The organism is Burkholderia crassaminum (assembly GCF_964265005.1).
GTDB lineage: Bacteria > Pseudomonadota > Gammaproteobacteria > Burkholderiales > Burkholderiaceae > Burkholderia.
Genome location: NZ_OZ183800.1, coordinates 466,290 through 481,711 on the forward strand (window position 1 = coordinate 466,290; position 15,422 = coordinate 481,711).

Consider the following 15,422-nt stretch of genomic DNA (forward strand, 5'->3'; position numbering starts at 1 on the left):
CGCTGCCTGCCGCGCGTCACCCGCGCGTGCCTTCCCCTTCCAGCCGCCGCACGGCTTCCGCCACTTCATTTCTGAACCGCACGAGCGCCGCCTGCTCCGGCGCCGGCGGCTGTACGGCGGCCCACAGCATGTCGACGAGCTGCGTAGCCGTCGTTTCCGTATCGAGCTTGCGGTGCCCGAGGATCGCATCCCACAGCACGTGCTCGATCGGCCCGAACACCATCGAGCGCAACAGGCTCAGCGGCAGGTCGGTACGCACCTGCCCGGCCGCCTGGCCGCGCGCGAGCACATCCATCAGCGGCGCGGTGTAGCGGCGCTGCAGCGCGGTGAGCTCGTCGCTCAGCGCATGCTGCTTCGCGCGGCCTTCCGACAGCACCAGCGCGCACAGGCCTGTGCCGTTCACCAGCATCAGCCGCAGGTGGGTGCGCACGATGAACGCGAACTGCTGCTGGACCGACGCGTCCTGCGGCATCCCTTCCTCGAATGCGGCGATGTTTTCGTCGTACCAATCCGCGATGACCCGCGCGCACAGCTCGCGCTTGCCGCGGAAGTAGCTGAACACCGTCGCCTCCGATACGCCCACGCGCTGTGCGATCTCGGCGGCCGTCGCATGCTCGTAACCTTTTTCGGCGAACACTTCCCGGCCGGCGCGCAAAATGTCCTGCACGCGTTGCTGGGATTTGCGCCCGGCGGGCGCGCGCGACGTGTCGGCGCGGTCGGCTTTGACGGTGGCGGTCATGGTGTCGGCGGTAGCGGCTGTCATCTCGGCATGATATCTGAGTGTCACTCAAAAAACTATTGACGCCGAACCCGACGAGGCGCGAAACTGTGCAAAATTTACGCTGTATTGGTCAATGAATCGGTGCATTCATTCGATTTGAGCGAAACTCAGAAATCGGTGGGTGCCACACACTTTCTGGAGACGGAGGAGACATGATCAACCTGCCCGGTGTGCAATTCATGCTCGGTGAAGACATCGAGATGCTGCGCGACGCCGTCGCGACGTTCGCGGCGAAGGAAATCACGCCGCGCGCGGCGGAGGTCGACCGCACCGACCAGTTTCCGATGGATCTGTGGAAGAAGTTCGGCGATCTCGGCGTGCTCGGCATGACGGTGGCCGAGGAATACGGCGGCGCGAACATGGGCTACACCGCGCACATGGTCGCGATGGAGGAGATCTCGCGCGCATCGGCGTCGATCGGCCTGTCGTACGGCGCGCACTCGAACCTGTGCGTGAACCAGATCCACCGCAACGGCACCGAGGCCCAGAAGCAGAAATACCTGCCGAAGCTCGTGTCGGGCGAACACATCGGCGCGCTCGCGATGAGCGAGCCGAATGCCGGCTCCGACGTCGTCAGCATGAAGCTGCGCGCCGACAAGCGCGGCGATCGCTACGTGCTGAACGGCACGAAGATGTGGATCACCAACGGCCCCGATTGCGACACGCTCGTCGTCTACGCGAAGACGGACGTCGAAGCCAACTCGCGCGGCATCACCGCGTTCATCGTCGAGAAGGGGATGAAGGGTTTCTCGGTCGCGCAGAAGCTCGACAAGCTCGGCATGCGCGGCTCGCACACGGGCGAGCTGGTGTTCCAGGACGTCGAAGTGCCGGAGGAGAACATCCTCGGCCAGCTCAACGGCGGCGTGAAGGTGCTGATGAGCGGCCTCGACTACGAGCGCGCGGTGCTGTCGGGCGGCCCGACCGGCATCATGGCCGCGTGTCTCGACGCGGTGGTGCCGTATATCCACGACCGCAAGCAGTTCGGCCAGTCGATCGGCGAATTCCAGCTGATCCAGGGCAAGGTCGCCGATATGTACACCACGTTCCAGGCATGCCGCGCGTACCTGTACGCGGTCGGCCGCCACCTCGATTCGGCCGGCAGCGACCACATCCGCCAGGTGCGCAAGGACTGCGCGGGCGTGATCCTCTATACGGCCGAGAAGGCGACGTGGATGGCCGGCGAGGCGATCCAGATTCTCGGCGGCAACGGCTACATCAACGAATACCCGGTCGGGCGCCTGTGGCGCGATGCGAAGCTGTACGAGATCGGCGCCGGCACGAGCGAGATCCGCCGGATGCTGATCGGCCGCGAGCTGTTCGCGGAAACGATGTAACGCCCCACGACACGCGAACGGAGCCCCGTCGATGCCGATCATCGAATCGAAACTGAACCCGCGCTCGGAAGACTTCCGCGCGAATACCGCGGCGCTCGAGGCGGTCGTCGCCGAGCTGCGCGCGAAGATCGAACAGCTCGCGCAGGGCGGCGGCCAGGCCGCGCGCGACAAGCACCTGTCGCGCGGCAAGCTGCTGCCGCGCGACCGCATCGCGCAACTGCTCGATCCGGGCGCGCCGTTCCTCGAGTTCTCGCAGCTCGCGGCGAATGGCATGTACAACGACGACGCGCCGGGCGCGGGCGTCATCACCGGGATCGGCCGCATCGCCGGCCGCGAATGCGTGATCGTGTGCAACGACGCGACGGTCAAGGGCGGCACCTACTATCCGGTCACCGTGAAGAAGCACGTGCGCGCGCAGGAGATCGCCGCGGAAAACCGGCTGCCGTGCGTGTACCTCGTCGATTCGGGCGGCGCGAACCTGCCGAACCAGGACGACGTGTTTCCCGATCGCGACCACTTCGGCCGCATCTTCTTCAACCAGGCGACGATGTCGGCGGCGGGGATCGCGCAGATCGCCGTCGTGATGGGCTCGTGCACGGCCGGTGGCGCATACGTGCCGGCGATGAGCGACGAGTCGATCATCGTGAAGGAGCAGGGCACGATTTTCCTGGGCGGGCCGCCGCTCGTGAAGGCCGCGACCGGCGAGGAAGTGAGCGCCGAGGATCTCGGCGGCGGCGACGTGCACACGCGCCTGTCGGGCGTGGCCGACCATCTCGCGCAGAACGACGCGCATGCGCTGTCGATCGCGCGCAACATCGTCGATCATCTCGCGCCGAAGATCGCATCGCCGGTGGCGCTGCGCGAGCCGAAGCCGCCGCGCTACGACGCGAAGAGCCTGTACGGCGTGATTCCGGTCGATACGCGCAAGCCGTTCGACGTGCGCGAGGTGATCGCGCGCATCGTCGACGATTCCGAATTCGACGAATTCAAGGCGCGCTACGGCACGACGCTCGTCACGGGCTTCGCGCACATCTGGGGGCACCCGGTCGGGATCGTCGCGAACAACGGCATCCTGTTCTCCGAATCGGCGGTGAAGGGCGCGCATTTCATCGAGCTGTGCTGCCAGCGCAAGATCCCGCTCGTGTTCCTGCAGAACATCACGGGCTTCATGGTCGGGCGCAAGTACGAGAACGAAGGCATCGCGCGGCACGGCGCGAAGATGGTGACGGCCGTGTCGAACGCGAAGGTGCCGAAGTTCACGGTGATCATCGGCGGCTCGTTCGGCGCCGGCAACTACGGAATGTGCGGTCGCGCGTTCGGCCCGCGTTTCCTGTGGATGTGGCCGAATGCGCGCATCTCGGTGATGGGCGGCGAGCAGGCCGCGTCGGTGCTCGCGACGGTGCGTCGCGACGGCATCGAGGCGAAGGGCGGTTCGTGGTCCGCCGAGGAAGAGGACGCGTTCAAGCAGCCGATCCGCGACCAGTACGAGCGTCAGGGCCATCCGTATTACGCGAGTGCGCGGCTGTGGGACGACGGTGTGATCGACCCCGCGCAGACGCGCGATGTGCTGGGCCTTGGCCTTGCCGCGTCGATGAACGCACCGATCGACGAGACGCGCTTCGGCGTGTTCCGCATGTAACGGCCGGGAGGGCTGAACGATGCGATACGAAACGATCAAGGTAAGCGAAGCCGGCCGTGTGGCGACCGTCACGCTCGCACGTCCCGACGTGCGCAACGCGTTCAACGAGACGACGATCGCCGAGCTGACCACCGCGTTCGAATGGCTCGACGCGCATGAAGGCGTGCGCGCGATCGTGCTTGCCGCGGAAGGCGCGGCATTCTGCGCGGGCGCGGACCTGAACTGGATGAAGAAGATGGCCGGTTACTCGGACGACGAGAACCGTGCCGATGCGCGCAAGCTCGCGCGGATGCTCGAGGCGATCCATCGCTGCGGCAAGCCGGTGATCGCCCGCGTGCATGGCGATGCCTACGCGGGCGGGGTGGGCCTGGTGGCCGCGGCCGATATCGCGATTGCTGCCGACGGCGTGAAGTTCTGCCTGTCGGAAGCGCGGCTCGGGCTGATCCCCGCGACGATCGCGCCGTACGTGGTGCGTGCGATGGGCGAGCGCGCGGCGCGCCGCTACTTCACGACGGCCGAGGTGTTCGACAGCACGCGCGCGGCGTCGCTCGGCTTCATTCACGAAGCGGTGCCGGCCGAAGCGCTCGACGAAACCGTCGCGAAGCTGGCCGCGACGCTCGTCGCGAACGGCCCCGATGCGGTGAAGGCGTGCAAGCGGCTCGTCGCCGACGTGGCCGGCCGTGCGCTCGACGCGACGCTGATCGAGCAGACCGCCGACTGGATCGCGCGAACCCGCGCCGGCGCCGAAGCGCGCGAAGGGATTGCGTCCTTCCTCGAAAAGCGCACGCCGTCGTGGCGTGAATGATCGCGCAGAACGCGTGACCCCCTCTTTCCGGACGACACCGAAGCCATGTTCGACAAGATTCTGATCGCCAACCGCGGCGAAATCGCGTGCCGCGTCGCCGCGACGTGCAAACGTCTCGGGATCGCGAGCGTCGCCGTCTATTCCGACGCGGACGCGAACGCGAAACACGTGGCCGCGTGCGACGAAGCCGTCCACATCGGCGGCTCGGCCGCCGCCGACAGCTACCTGCGCATCGAGCGCATCATCGAAGCCGCGCGTGCAACCGGCGCGCAGGCGATCCACCCCGGCTACGGATTTCTGTCCGAGAACGAAGATTTCGCGCATGCGTGCGAAGCGGCCGGCATCGTCTTCATCGGGCCGCCGGTCGACGCGATCGCGGCGATGGGCTCGAAGGCCGCCGCGAAGGCGCTGATGCACGCGGCCGCCGTGCCGCTCGTGCCCGGCTATCACGGCGACGACCAGGATGCCGGCAACCTGCATCGCGAAGCCGACGAGATCGGCTACCCGGTGCTGCTGAAGGCAAGCGCGGGCGGCGGCGGCAAGGGCATGCGCGTGGTCGAGCGCTCCGCCGATTTCCCGGCGGCGCTCGCGTCGTGCCAGCGCGAAGCCGCGAGCAGCTTCGGCAACGATCGCGTGCTGATCGAGAAATACCTGACGCGCCCGCGCCACGTCGAGGTGCAGGTGTTCGGCGATACGCACGGCAATACCGTGTACCTGTTCGACCGCGACTGCTCGGTGCAGCGCCGTCACCAGAAGGTGCTCGAGGAAGCGCCGGCGCCGGGCCTGCCCGACGACCTGCGCCGTGCGATGGGCGAGGCAGCCGTCGCGGCTGCGCGCGCAGTCGCCTATGTCGGCGCGGGCACCGTCGAATTCATCATGACGGGCGATGCGTTCTACTTCATGGAAATGAACACGCGCCTGCAGGTCGAGCATCCGGTCACCGAGATGGTCACGGGGCTCGATCTCGTCGAATGGCAACTGCGTGTCGCATCCGGCGAGCCGCTGCCGCTGCAGCAGGACGAACTGCGCGTGCAGGGCCATGCGCTCGAGGCGCGCCTGTATGCGGAGAACCCGGCGCGCGGCTTCCTGCCGTCCACGGGCACGCTGAAGCACCTGCGGCTGCCGGCAGGCGTCGAGTTCGCGATCGGTGCATCGGTGCGTGTCGACAGCGGCGTGCGCGAAGGCGATGCGATCACGCCGTTCTACGATCCGATGATCGCGAAGCTGATCGTCCATGGCGCGGACCGTGCGGAAGCGCTGAGCCTGATGCTGCGCGCGCTGCGTGCATGTGAAGTGGTCGGCCTGCACACGAATGCCGCGTTCCTGCAGCGGATCGTCGCGTGCGAGCCGTTTGCGACGGCCGATCTCGACACGGGCCTGATCGAACGCAACCACGACGCGCTGTTCGCGCCGCAAGAGCCGCCGCGCGCGATGCTCGCGCTCGCGTGCGCGGCGCTGCTCGCGCGCGAACGCGGCGCGGCCGTGCAGGGTGCATCGCCGTGGGGCGCGCTGCCGGACTGGCGACTGAACGGCGGCTATCGCCGCACGCTCGAATGGCATGCGGCCGAGCGCGAAGCGGACGTGACGGTCACGTACGAGGACGACGGCGCCGTCGCGCGCCTCGCGGCCGGCGACGCAGCCGCGCAACCGTTCGTGTGGACGCGCGGCGCCACGCCGCTCGATTTCGACGTGACGCTCGGCGGCGTGCGCAGCAGCGGCCGCGTGGTTGCGGACGGCGACACCTTCCACGTGTTCACGCAGGGCGCGGCCGAGGCGTTCGAATGGCGCAACCTGCTCGCGCATGCGGGTGACACGGAGCAGGGCGGCGGCCGCCTGACCGCGCCGATGCCCGGCAAGGTGATCGCGGTGCTGGTCGAGCCGGGCCAGAAGGTCGAAGCGGGCACGCCGCTGATCGTGATGGAAGCGATGAAGATGGAGCACACGATCGGCGCGCCGAGCGCGGGCGTCGTCGCGGAAGTGCTGTACGGCGTCGGCGACCAGGTTTCGGACGGCGCGCAGTTGCTGATGATGGCGGAAGGCTGAGCAAGGCCTGTTTCGCTGTATGCGGGCCGGTTGCTGCGGCTGCCGGCCCGCAAAAAAAGCGTCGCGATTCGTTGCGCGACCGATACCGCGACGGACTTGCTCCGATCGCATCGGCAAAAACGAAGCAATACGAATCTTTCGATTGCATTACGTTTTTCGCTATCCCTTCCGCTGCGACACGTGCCGTTCCCTGCATGCACGCAGCGCGCCTCTTGACGCGACACCGTCGTGTAACACGTCGTAATTAGCATCTCGCCGTCGATATGACCGGTGCGCACCCGCGCCTGTGTCACGTCATCACATCCACGGAGAGAAGTTATGCGAAAGTCGGCCCTACGGCCTTTCGCGGTCGTTGGTCTGATCGCGCTGACAGCACTCCTCGGTGCCTGCAACGACGACCTGGCTGCACCCGCCGCACCTGTAGCGCAGCAGAAGGCCGCATGCGGCGGCGGCGTGGTCGCCACCGCGCAGATGCACTGCCCGCCCGGTTTCACCGCGCCTGCCTCGTCGCCCGCTTCCTGATCCCGGCCGTTTCCACCAGAAATCCAATCAAGAGCAACCAGCATGGCCACCCATTCGCGACGCGATTTTCTGAAGTTCTCCGCCGGCCTCGCCGGCGCGACCGCCGCCACCGCACTCCTTCCCGAATCGATCCGCAAGGCGCTGGCGATCGAGCCGAATACCGTGACGGGCACGATCCAGGATGTCCAGCACATCGTCGTGTTCATGCAGGAAAACCGCTCGTTCGACCACTACCTCGGTCACCTGAGCGGCGTGCGCGGCTATAACGACCGCTTCCCGGTCACGCTGCCGAACGGCAAGCCGGTGTGGTTCCAGCCGCGGCAGGAAGACAAGACGAGCGTGATCGCGCCGTTCCGCTACGACACGACCAACCCGGGCGTGAACGCGCAGTGCATCGGCGGCCTGCCGCATACGTGGGCGACGACGCACGGCGCGATCGACAACGGCCGCGCGGATCAATGGGCGGTGCAGAAGTCGAACATGACGATGGGCTACCACGTCCGCGACGACATCCCGTTCCATTACGCGCTCGCGGACGCGTTCACCGTGTGCGACAACTACTTCTGCTCGATCCCGGGCAACACGCACCCGAACCGCATGTACCTGATGACGGGCATGGTCGACCCGCTCGGCACGGGCGGCGGCCCGCTGCTCGACAACACCGACTACATCGACAACCAGTTCGACAAGATCCAGTTGCCGCCCTTCAGCTGGACGACGTATCCGGAGCGCCTCGAGAAAGCGGGCATCTCGTGGCAGATCTATCAGCAGGGCACCGGGTTCGACAACTTCACCGGCAACTACGGCACGAACATGCTCGCGTGCTTCAACAACTTCGTGAATGCGCCGGCCGGTTCGTCGCTGCAGACGCGCGGGATGAGCACGCGCCCGATCACGCAGCTGAAGGCCGACGTGCAGGCGAACGCGCTGCCGCAGGTCTCGTGGTTGCTGCCGCCCGCCGCGTATTCGGAGCATCCGAAGTTCACGCCGCTCTACGGCGCGTACTACCTGTCGACCATTCTCGATGCGCTGACGTCGAATCCGGACGTGTGGAGCAAGACCGTCCTGCTCGTCATGTACGACGAGAACGACGGCTTCTTCGATCACGTCGTGCCGCCGTCGGCACCGACGCTGCCGGGCTCCGGCATGAGCACCGTGGACGTGTCGCTCGAGCGGCACAACGTCGTGACCTCGACGCAGACGGGCACTTACACGGCCGACAACCTGCCGTACGGCCTCGGCCCGCGCGTGCCGATGTTCGTGGTCTCGCCGTGGTCGAAGGGCGGCTTCGTCTGCTCGCAGGTCTTCGATCACACGTCGGTGCTGCAATTCATCGAGAAGCGCTTCGGCGTGATGGAAACGAACATCTCGCCGTGGCGCCGCGCGATCTGCGGCGACCTGACGTCGGCGCTCGACTTCTCCAAATCGGATGCCACACTGCCGACCCTGCCGAGCACGCAGGCGTATGTCGCGCAGGCGGACCTGCAATGTTCGCGCGCGTCGTCGCAGACCGCACCGGCCAGCACCGCGCAGCAGGTCGTGACGGCGCAGGAGCCCGGCACGCGGCTGGCGCGCGCGCTGCCGTACGAATTGCACGTGACGGGCCAGCTGCAGGCCCAAGGCTACGCGGTGACGTTCGCGAACACCGGCACGCAGGGCGCGCATTTCTGGGCCTATACGGGCGACCCCACCGCGATGCCGCGCCGCTACACGGTCGAAGCGGGCAAGCAGCTGACCGATACGTGGACGCTCGATGCGAGCGGGAACTACCTGGTGAGCGTGTGGGGGCCGAACGGCTATTTCCGGCGCTTCGCGGGATCGGCCGCCGCGGATGCCGGCGCGAAGCCTGAAATCACCGCGTGCTACGACGTCGCCAACGGCGACGTGTACGTGACGCTCGCCAATGCGGGCGCCAGCGCGCTGACGGTCACGGCGACCGACGTCGCGTACGGCACCGCGGCACGCACGCTGACGATTCCGCCGGGCAAGAGCGTCGAGGCACACTGGGATCTGTCGTGCAGCAGCCACTGGTACGACCTGCAGTTCGCAGTGGCGGGGAATACGGGCTGGACGCGCCGCATCGCGGGGCACGTCGAAACCGGCAAGGCCAGCATCACCGACCCGGCCGCCGTGGCGCCGACGACCGCGCCGATCTGACGGTTATCCGTGCGTGCCGGGCCCGCGCCGGCACGCGATGAGGGTATGTCAGAAATGAGAAAGGCGCCGCATGGCGCCTTTCTCATTCAGGGTCACGCAATCACATGGGGCGAAAGACCGCATATTGGTCGCCATCGATTTTTTCCATGTATCGGGAGTCATGGAGCGTCAGGTTGACTGGCTGGAGCAATTTCTCGTTGGTGGCCTCGAGTTCGCTGCTGGCGCGCGTATTGAACAGGCTCGAAGCATTTGCGGAGTTCACGAGAGCGTCGAGGCGCGTTGCGTTCCAGTCGAGGTGCCCCCTGAGCAAATAAAAATGCATGATTCCGCATTGCTGATGCGCCCAGAAGTCATGCCACATGAATGAGTCGGGCCGCCATACGGAGTTGTGGCTCTCGAAGTACGATGCGGTGCTCATCGGCATGCACTCGGGGGTCGAGATGATGATGTATCGCGATCGGTAGTTGAGAAATTCCAGTAAATCGCGACCGTGGGAGTGGCGCATGTGTTCGATGACATCTCCCAGGATGACCGTGTCGTACGCGTCGCCGGATCGTTCATAAAGCGTGTCGCTGACACCGGAAATGATGTCGTCGTACCCGTTCTCGATCAGGAACGGATGCGTCTCCTCATCGCATTCCAGCGCCGTGAAACGGCAATCCGGCACGACCTTCTTGAGCAGGCGCCCGTATTTCCCGCCTCCGGCCCCGATATCCAGGATATTGCTCGGATTGATCGACTTGACCAGGTGCTGGGTGAGTTGATCAAACGTGGGCCATGAATACCCGATCTGTTCCAATCTGACCTCCCATCAAGGCTGGTTCGAAAAAATGATCGTATCGATGTAACGGATCCACCTATTCGTGCGCAGTCGCAAACGCCGCGATCAACGGTTCGAGGCCCCATCACACTGCGTTGCTCGTCTTTCTTCCCGACATGCGACAACCCATGCGGCTGGATAGAACAAACGTCCAGTCGTGCGAGCGGCTCCGGACGAAGGCGTCAGCGTAGCAGCCCGTCGTCCTGCGCCATCATCAGCGCCCGCATCGCGGACCACATCCCGTAGTAATGCACGATGTAGCTGTCCGTGCGGCGAAACAGCCAGGGCGTGTTGAAGCTGACGAGATCGGCCACGCCTTCGCCGTGCAATTGCCCGTCGCGCTCCATCGCGCGAATGAAATGCAGCTGGTCGCCGTCGCTCGCATAGACGCTCGACCGGTCGTGCAGCGCGGCGATCGTCGCCATCATGTCGCGCAGCATTGCGTCGTTGCGCTCGGTGCGGCGGAACGCCATCACGCCCGAGTTGAACGCCCACTGGCCGATGTCCTGCGCGAGCAGCCAGTCGCGGCCTTCGAGCAGCGGTTCCAGCGCTTGCTGCTGATCGGCGATCAGCACGTCGGCATCGAGCCACACGACCCATTCATGATGCTGCAGGTACGCATGCAGCAGCCACGGCTTGAACCAGTTGCCGGTCGCCTTCATGCCGATTTCGGCGGGAATGTCGCGATGCACGTAGAGCGTGTAGCCGTGCGCGTCGCTGTAGCGCCGGAAATTCCGTTCGGCGATGCGCGCATAGCTGCCGATGTTCGGCGTGTAGAGCGTCATCAACGCAATCGAACGGCCGGGGTTGTAGGTGCTGCGCTCGGCGGCTTCGTCCGGCGTGCGCGCGGCGTCGTGATCGAACGAGAACATCGGCCGGCCGGCCGCACGGCATCGATTGACGTACGCCACGAGCGTGTCGCGGAAGCGGGGCGTCGCGCCTTTCCGTTCGGGATCGTCCGGGGTGTCGTCGATGCTGATTGCGAACGTCGGTTCGCGGCTCCACATCGGATCGAGGTCGGGGCTGGACGGCATGACCGGATACAGCCCGTCGATTTGCGTCATGTAGTGATGCGTGTCGAGCGCCGCGAACAGCGCGGCCTCCGAGGTCAGCCGCGGTTCGCTGCCGAGCTTGCAGCGCTGCACCAGTTGCATCACGATCGCCCGCACGGCCGGCGTGTTGCGCCAGATCTGCACGTCGACCTGCGGCAGCGGGGGCGCGAACGCGTCGACGAACAGCATGTCGCGGCCGCGCATCAGGCGATCGAGCGCGACGGGCTCGATGATCGCCGCGTCTTCGCTGAGCAGCAGCACGAGTTCGTCGGGCTGCGCGCCGCGCAGCACGTGGAGCAGCGATTCGTAGCGATACAGCGGCCGCAGCGGCAGCGCCTGCGGCATCGCGCAGGCGTCGACGAATGCGTGGCGATAGCCGTGCGCCTGTGCGTATTGCCGGTGATTGTCGAGGCTGGCGGGTGCGGCCTGACTGAAATGGCTGAGGACGATCATCGTGCGCTCCGAAGGTCGCGCAGCGGAGGACGGCGGGCGCCGGGCGCGGTGCGTGTCGGCGCGGCTTCGCGGCCGGGCATGCTTTGCCGCGCGTGCCGCCCCTGCTCGTGACGGATTGCCCGGAAGACTTGCGCGGCGTCGCGTTCCATTCTGTCAGCCATTTTTCAGCAGCGTTGCTGCGAGGTCGTTTTCTGCCGGCCCCGGTGCCGATACCGCCCGGCAACCCGGTGGCGCGGCGGGTCGCCCGAGTATCGCACAACCGTCTCGCGGATTTGCTTGCGCCGGAGGGGCGCTGACCATCCCTGACAGTATGCGGCCGGTGCTCCGCTAAAATGCCGGGTTGCCGTGGGCGTGCGCCGCTTGACGCGGGCGGCGCTTCGCGCGCTACACTGCATCCATTCCATCCCCATCCAACCTCTCATCCCGCCGACGATGACGTCTCCTGTCCTGAACGGCCTGCGCATCGGTATCACGATCGGCCTGCGTGCCCCCGACGAAAGCCTGTGGATCAACGGCATCAAGCAGAACGCGCTGTTTCTCGCGAAGCTGCTGATGGCTTCGCCGCATGGCTACCGCGTGACGCTGGTCAACACCACCGACGTGCCGCTCACCGACGCGCTGCCGTGGGATCGCAACGTGTTCGACACGCGCGCGTTCGCCGACATGAAGGATTCGCTCGACGTGGTGATCGAGCTCGGCGGGCAGATCGACGCCGAGCAGACGGCCTACCTGAAAGCACGCGGCGCGAAGCTCGTCAGCTACTGCTGCGGCGTCGAGTACATCAACGCGATGGAATCGATGCTGTTCGGCCGCCGGCTGTGGGATTCGCTGTTCATCAACCGCGGCTACGACGAGGTGTGGGCGATTCCGCAGATCGCGCCGTCGTCGCTGCCGTTCCTGCAGTCGCTGCGCCGCTGCCCGGGGCGCGTCGTGCCGTTCGTGTGGGATCCGATGTTCCTGAGCGCGCGTGCGCAGTCGCTGCCGGAGCAGGGCGAATACCGGCCGCGCAGCGAGCCGGGCAAGCGGCTGACGGTGATGGAGCCGAACCACAACGTCGTGAAGTTCTGCGTGTATCCGATGCTGATCATCGACGAAGCGTATCGGCGCGACCCCGACGCGATCTGCTTCACGCACGTGACGAACGCCGATCGCCTCGCGCACGACAGCCCCGAGTTCGTGATGCTGATGAACTACCTGGACATCGTGCGCGCGGGCAAGGCGAGTTTCGTCGGGCGCTTCGACACGCCGCTGTTCCTCGCCGACCTGACCGATATCGTCGTGTCGCACCAATGGTCGAACCCGCTCAACTACTTTTATTTCGACGTGTGCTGGCAGGGCTATCCGCTCGTGCACAACGCGAGCCTCGCGCCCGATCTCGGCTACTACTATCCGGACAACGACGTGCAGCAGGGCGCCGATGCGCTGTTGCGTGCGCTGCATACGCACGATGACGACTGGGAAGCGTACACGCGGCGCCAGCGCGAGATCCTTGGCCGCTATACGTCGGCGAATCCGGCGCTCGTCGCCGAATACGACGCACTGCTCGCGAACCTGGTCGGCGCATCGGCCGCATAAGGCCCGATTTTTCCCGCGGCGCACACCGTTGCGCCGCGGTCCGCCATCGGGATTGTCCCGCCCTAATGTCTGACGAAATAATGCCGTTAAAAAAGAAACCGCCGAACCCGATCGGTTCGACGGTTTTTGAAGGCACGAAATTGACGGCTCCGAGGGAAGTCCGTCGGAAATCATTTTAGAGGTTAACAAGTCTTTAAGATTGTTAAAAATGGTTCAATTGATAATCATCATATGATTTAACTTGATATTATCGATTAAAGGCTGTTTTATTCGGTTTAGAAATTTAATAATTCGTTTGAAACGGGAAAATTGAACGCTGCGACGATCGAATGACGTGCGGCGGCCGGTTTTCAGCGAAGAGCAAACCGGGTGGCCAGCCTTCACGGCCGGCATGGTAGCGAGCGGGGTGGTGCTCACAGGCCGGTATTTATCAGATTAATTGAAGATTTCCCGATTTGCGAGGCCCGCAAATTACGTGGGAATTGATTCGGATAAGCTTGTTTAGGTGGTCGGAATAAACAATATCCGGATCGGGGTTCGGTGATTTGCGTTAGTGTGACCTGTCGCACATTCGGTATCGTGCATGCATGGTGTATTTCCAGTAACTGGATATCGTTGAAAATATCGAATTTGACGGCGCGCCGAAGCGAAAAGTACGCTCCCGGAAAAGATCGACATAACAGGATGGGCCGGGTAGGCGGCGGAGCGCGTCATGGTCGGCTTGCTCCGCATGTTTCTTGAGGTCGAGCCGCGAACGGCGGCTCGCCATTTGCCGGAGCGCCGGATGAATGCGGTCGAAGCTCGCCAGGGGGCGAATCAGGAAGCAAATCGGGAAGTGAATCGTGACGACATCGATCTCGTGTTCGGCTCCCCCGACGATCATCCCGACCTCGCGTCGGTACGCAGTTTCGTGGAAAGCCGCCTCGGGTTCGCGCAAGAGCCCGTGTGCCGGGCCGACCTGTCGGGCGGTGTGCTGTACCAGGAATGCCTGGCGCGATTGCGGTGGGGCGAGCGCGATGCGCTGCCGCCGCTCGCGTTCCTGCCGCGCCTCGAGGCGCTCGGGCTGATGCGGTGGTTCGACCGGCTCGTGGTCGGCCGGACGATCGACGCGCTGCGCGCCGATCCGGCTGCCGTCTACGGCTGCAATGTGGCGGCGACGAGCGCGGTCGTCGACGACGCGTGGCTGGCCATCTTCAGGCGGCTCGAGCGCGAGCCGTCGGTCGCGGCGCGGCTCGTGGTCGAGATCACGGAGACGGGGCCGCTGAATCCCGTCGCGGGTCGTTCGTTCGTGAACCGCTTCCGGCAGGCCGGGTGCCGCATCGCGATCGACGATTTCGGGGTCGGCTTCAGCGCATTGAACAACCTGGTGGTCGGCAATCCCGACATCGTGAAGCTCGATCGTTCGATCCTGTCGATGATCAAGCGCAACGCGATCGGGCGCTACCAGTTCCGCAGGCTGATCGCGTTCGCGCATGAAGGCGCGCGGCACGTCGTCGTCGAAGGCGTGGAGAGCGAGATCGACCGGCAGATCATCGTGGATGCCGGCGTCGCCTGGGCGCAGGGCATCCGCTTTTCATGGCGGTCGCCGGCTGCCGCGTGACGGCGCGGTAACAGGCGGGGCGGCGTGCACGATGCACGCCGGTGTCGGGCGTGGCCGGCGCGTGGCCGGGACGAATCGCAAAGGGGCATGGGCATGGCGGGGACGAAGGCCGGAGGCGGAACGGGCACGCAGGTGGCCGGTGCACGCGAGCTCGTCGCGATCGCCGAGCTGGCCGACATGCTGTGGCAGCTGGGCGCCGAATCGACCGAAGTGCCGATCGACGTCGCGCCGTATCTCGACGGCCTGAAAGCCATTGCGCGTCGCATTCGGCGGATGAAGCCGCTCGATGCCGGCGGCCGCGAACTGGCCGCGCGGCACTATTACGCGGGTGTGATCGCGGGCGCGTGCGGCGACGATTCGGCGATCGCGCGTGGTGTATCCGACAGCCTCGTCAAGCAGTCCGGCGGCGCCAGCCGGCTGGTGGCGCGTTGCTTCGCCGTGCTCGCACGGACGGGCCGGCGGCACGGCCGTGTGTTCGCCGCGCAGAGCGGCGACCGGGTGCTGGTGTAGCGCCTTTTCACGCCTGTTCGTGCCGGTGGCGTGCCCCCGGCACAGCGCGATGCGCGTGGCCCGCGTCGGCATCATTCGCGCGTAGCGGCCCGGACTCGCGGCAAATCTCCCGGCGAACCTCCCGGCAAACC

At 65.7% G+C, this 15,422-nt stretch carries 11 protein-coding genes; 8 read left to right on the top strand and 3 right to left on the bottom strand.

The window, feature by feature from the left end:
* Positions 1 to 16: 16 nt before the first annotated feature.
* The gene (locus ACPTTF_RS19245; RefSeq protein ID WP_423367785.1) at positions 17 to 763 is read right to left on the bottom strand and encodes a TetR/AcrR family transcriptional regulator; all 747 of its coding nucleotides are present in this window, start codon (positions 761 to 763) and stop codon (positions 17 to 19) included.
* A gap of 170 nt (positions 764 to 933) precedes the next feature.
* Here ACPTTF_RS19245 and ACPTTF_RS19250 point away from each other — a divergent pair, with 170 nt between their 5' ends.
* The 5 genes from ACPTTF_RS19250 (at position 934) to ACPTTF_RS19270 (ending at position 9,281) form a co-directional block, all read left to right on the top strand.
* A complete protein-coding gene (locus ACPTTF_RS19250) occupies positions 934 to 2,115 on the top strand; it encodes an isovaleryl-CoA dehydrogenase (protein ID WP_059238999.1) in 1,182 nt (393 codons plus the stop codon).
* 31 nt (positions 2,116 to 2,146) lie between these two features.
* Positions 2,147 to 3,754: a carboxyl transferase domain-containing protein gene (locus tag ACPTTF_RS19255; protein ID WP_423367786.1), complete on the top strand. Its 1,608-nt coding sequence runs from the start codon at positions 2,147 to 2,149 to the stop codon at positions 3,752 to 3,754.
* A 19-nt stretch (positions 3,755 to 3,773) separates the two neighbouring features.
* Positions 3,774 to 4,559: an enoyl-CoA hydratase/isomerase family protein gene (locus tag ACPTTF_RS19260; RefSeq protein WP_166965906.1), complete on the top strand. Its 786-nt coding sequence runs from the start codon at positions 3,774 to 3,776 to the stop codon at positions 4,557 to 4,559.
* A 45-nt stretch (positions 4,560 to 4,604) separates the two neighbouring features.
* The gene (locus tag ACPTTF_RS19265; RefSeq protein ID WP_423367787.1) at positions 4,605 to 6,602 is read left to right on the top strand and encodes an acetyl/propionyl/methylcrotonyl-CoA carboxylase subunit alpha; all 1,998 of its coding nucleotides are present in this window, start codon (positions 4,605 to 4,607) and stop codon (positions 6,600 to 6,602) included.
* Between the two features lie 564 nt (positions 6,603 to 7,166).
* Positions 7,167 to 9,281 (top strand): phosphocholine-specific phospholipase C, encoded by a 2,115-nt coding sequence (locus ACPTTF_RS19270; protein ID WP_423367788.1) that lies wholly within the window; start codon positions 7,167 to 7,169, stop codon positions 9,279 to 9,281.
* 100 nt (positions 9,282 to 9,381) lie between these two features.
* Here the strand turns inward: ACPTTF_RS19270 and ACPTTF_RS19275 are convergent, their stop codons facing one another.
* Together ACPTTF_RS19275 and ACPTTF_RS19280 are read right to left on the bottom strand one after the other, a co-directional pair.
* Complete coding sequence (locus ACPTTF_RS19275) at positions 9,382 to 10,080, bottom strand: hypothetical protein (RefSeq protein WP_423367789.1); 699 nt, start codon at positions 10,078 to 10,080, stop codon at positions 9,382 to 9,384.
* Between the two features lie 203 nt (positions 10,081 to 10,283).
* Entirely contained in the window at positions 10,284 to 11,606 is a 1,323-nt protein-coding gene (locus ACPTTF_RS19280) for a galactosyl transferase GMA12/MNN10 domain protein (protein WP_423367790.1), read from the bottom strand.
* Between the two features lie 432 nt (positions 11,607 to 12,038).
* On the opposite strand from ACPTTF_RS19280, the gene ACPTTF_RS19285 reads away from it, so the two are divergent.
* The 3 genes from ACPTTF_RS19285 (at position 12,039) to ACPTTF_RS19295 (ending at position 15,291) form a co-directional block, all read left to right on the top strand.
* A complete protein-coding gene (locus tag ACPTTF_RS19285; RefSeq protein ID WP_423367791.1) occupies positions 12,039 to 13,181 on the top strand; it encodes a DUF2827 domain-containing protein in 1,143 nt (380 codons plus the stop codon).
* Between the two features lie 784 nt (positions 13,182 to 13,965).
* Positions 13,966 to 14,781, top strand: a complete 816-nt coding sequence (locus ACPTTF_RS19290; protein WP_423367792.1) for an EAL domain-containing protein — start codon at positions 13,966 to 13,968, stop codon at positions 14,779 to 14,781.
* 87 nt (positions 14,782 to 14,868) lie between these two features.
* Entirely contained in the window at positions 14,869 to 15,291 is a 423-nt protein-coding gene (locus ACPTTF_RS19295; RefSeq protein WP_407062455.1) for a hypothetical protein, read from the top strand.
* Positions 15,292 to 15,422 lie beyond the last annotated feature (131 nt).

What these genes read in the sequence shown, in the direction of transcription:
- ACPTTF_RS19260 (WP_166965906.1), top strand. Translation starts at nt 3,774, where the DNA reads ATGCGATACGAAACGATCAAGGTAAGCGAAGCCGGCCGTGTGGCGACC.
- ACPTTF_RS19255 (WP_423367786.1), top strand. Translation starts at nt 2,147, where the DNA reads ATGCCGATCATCGAATCGAAACTGAACCCGCGCTCGGAAGACTTCCGC.
- ACPTTF_RS19245 (WP_423367785.1), bottom strand. Translation starts at nt 763, where the DNA reads ATGACAGCCGCTACCGCCGACACCATGACCGCCACCGTCAAAGCCGAC.
- ACPTTF_RS19285 (WP_423367791.1), top strand. Translation starts at nt 12,039, where the DNA reads ATGACGTCTCCTGTCCTGAACGGCCTGCGCATCGGTATCACGATCGGC.
- ACPTTF_RS19290 (WP_423367792.1), top strand. Translation starts at nt 13,966, where the DNA reads ATGAATGCGGTCGAAGCTCGCCAGGGGGCGAATCAGGAAGCAAATCGG.
- ACPTTF_RS19295 (WP_407062455.1), top strand. Translation starts at nt 14,869, where the DNA reads ATGGGCATGGCGGGGACGAAGGCCGGAGGCGGAACGGGCACGCAGGTG.
- ACPTTF_RS19250 (WP_059238999.1), top strand. Translation starts at nt 934, where the DNA reads ATGATCAACCTGCCCGGTGTGCAATTCATGCTCGGTGAAGACATCGAG.
- ACPTTF_RS19270 (WP_423367788.1), top strand. Translation starts at nt 7,167, where the DNA reads ATGGCCACCCATTCGCGACGCGATTTTCTGAAGTTCTCCGCCGGCCTC.
- ACPTTF_RS19265 (WP_423367787.1), top strand. Translation starts at nt 4,605, where the DNA reads ATGTTCGACAAGATTCTGATCGCCAACCGCGGCGAAATCGCGTGCCGC.
- ACPTTF_RS19280 (WP_423367790.1), bottom strand. Translation starts at nt 11,606, where the DNA reads ATGATCGTCCTCAGCCATTTCAGTCAGGCCGCACCCGCCAGCCTCGAC.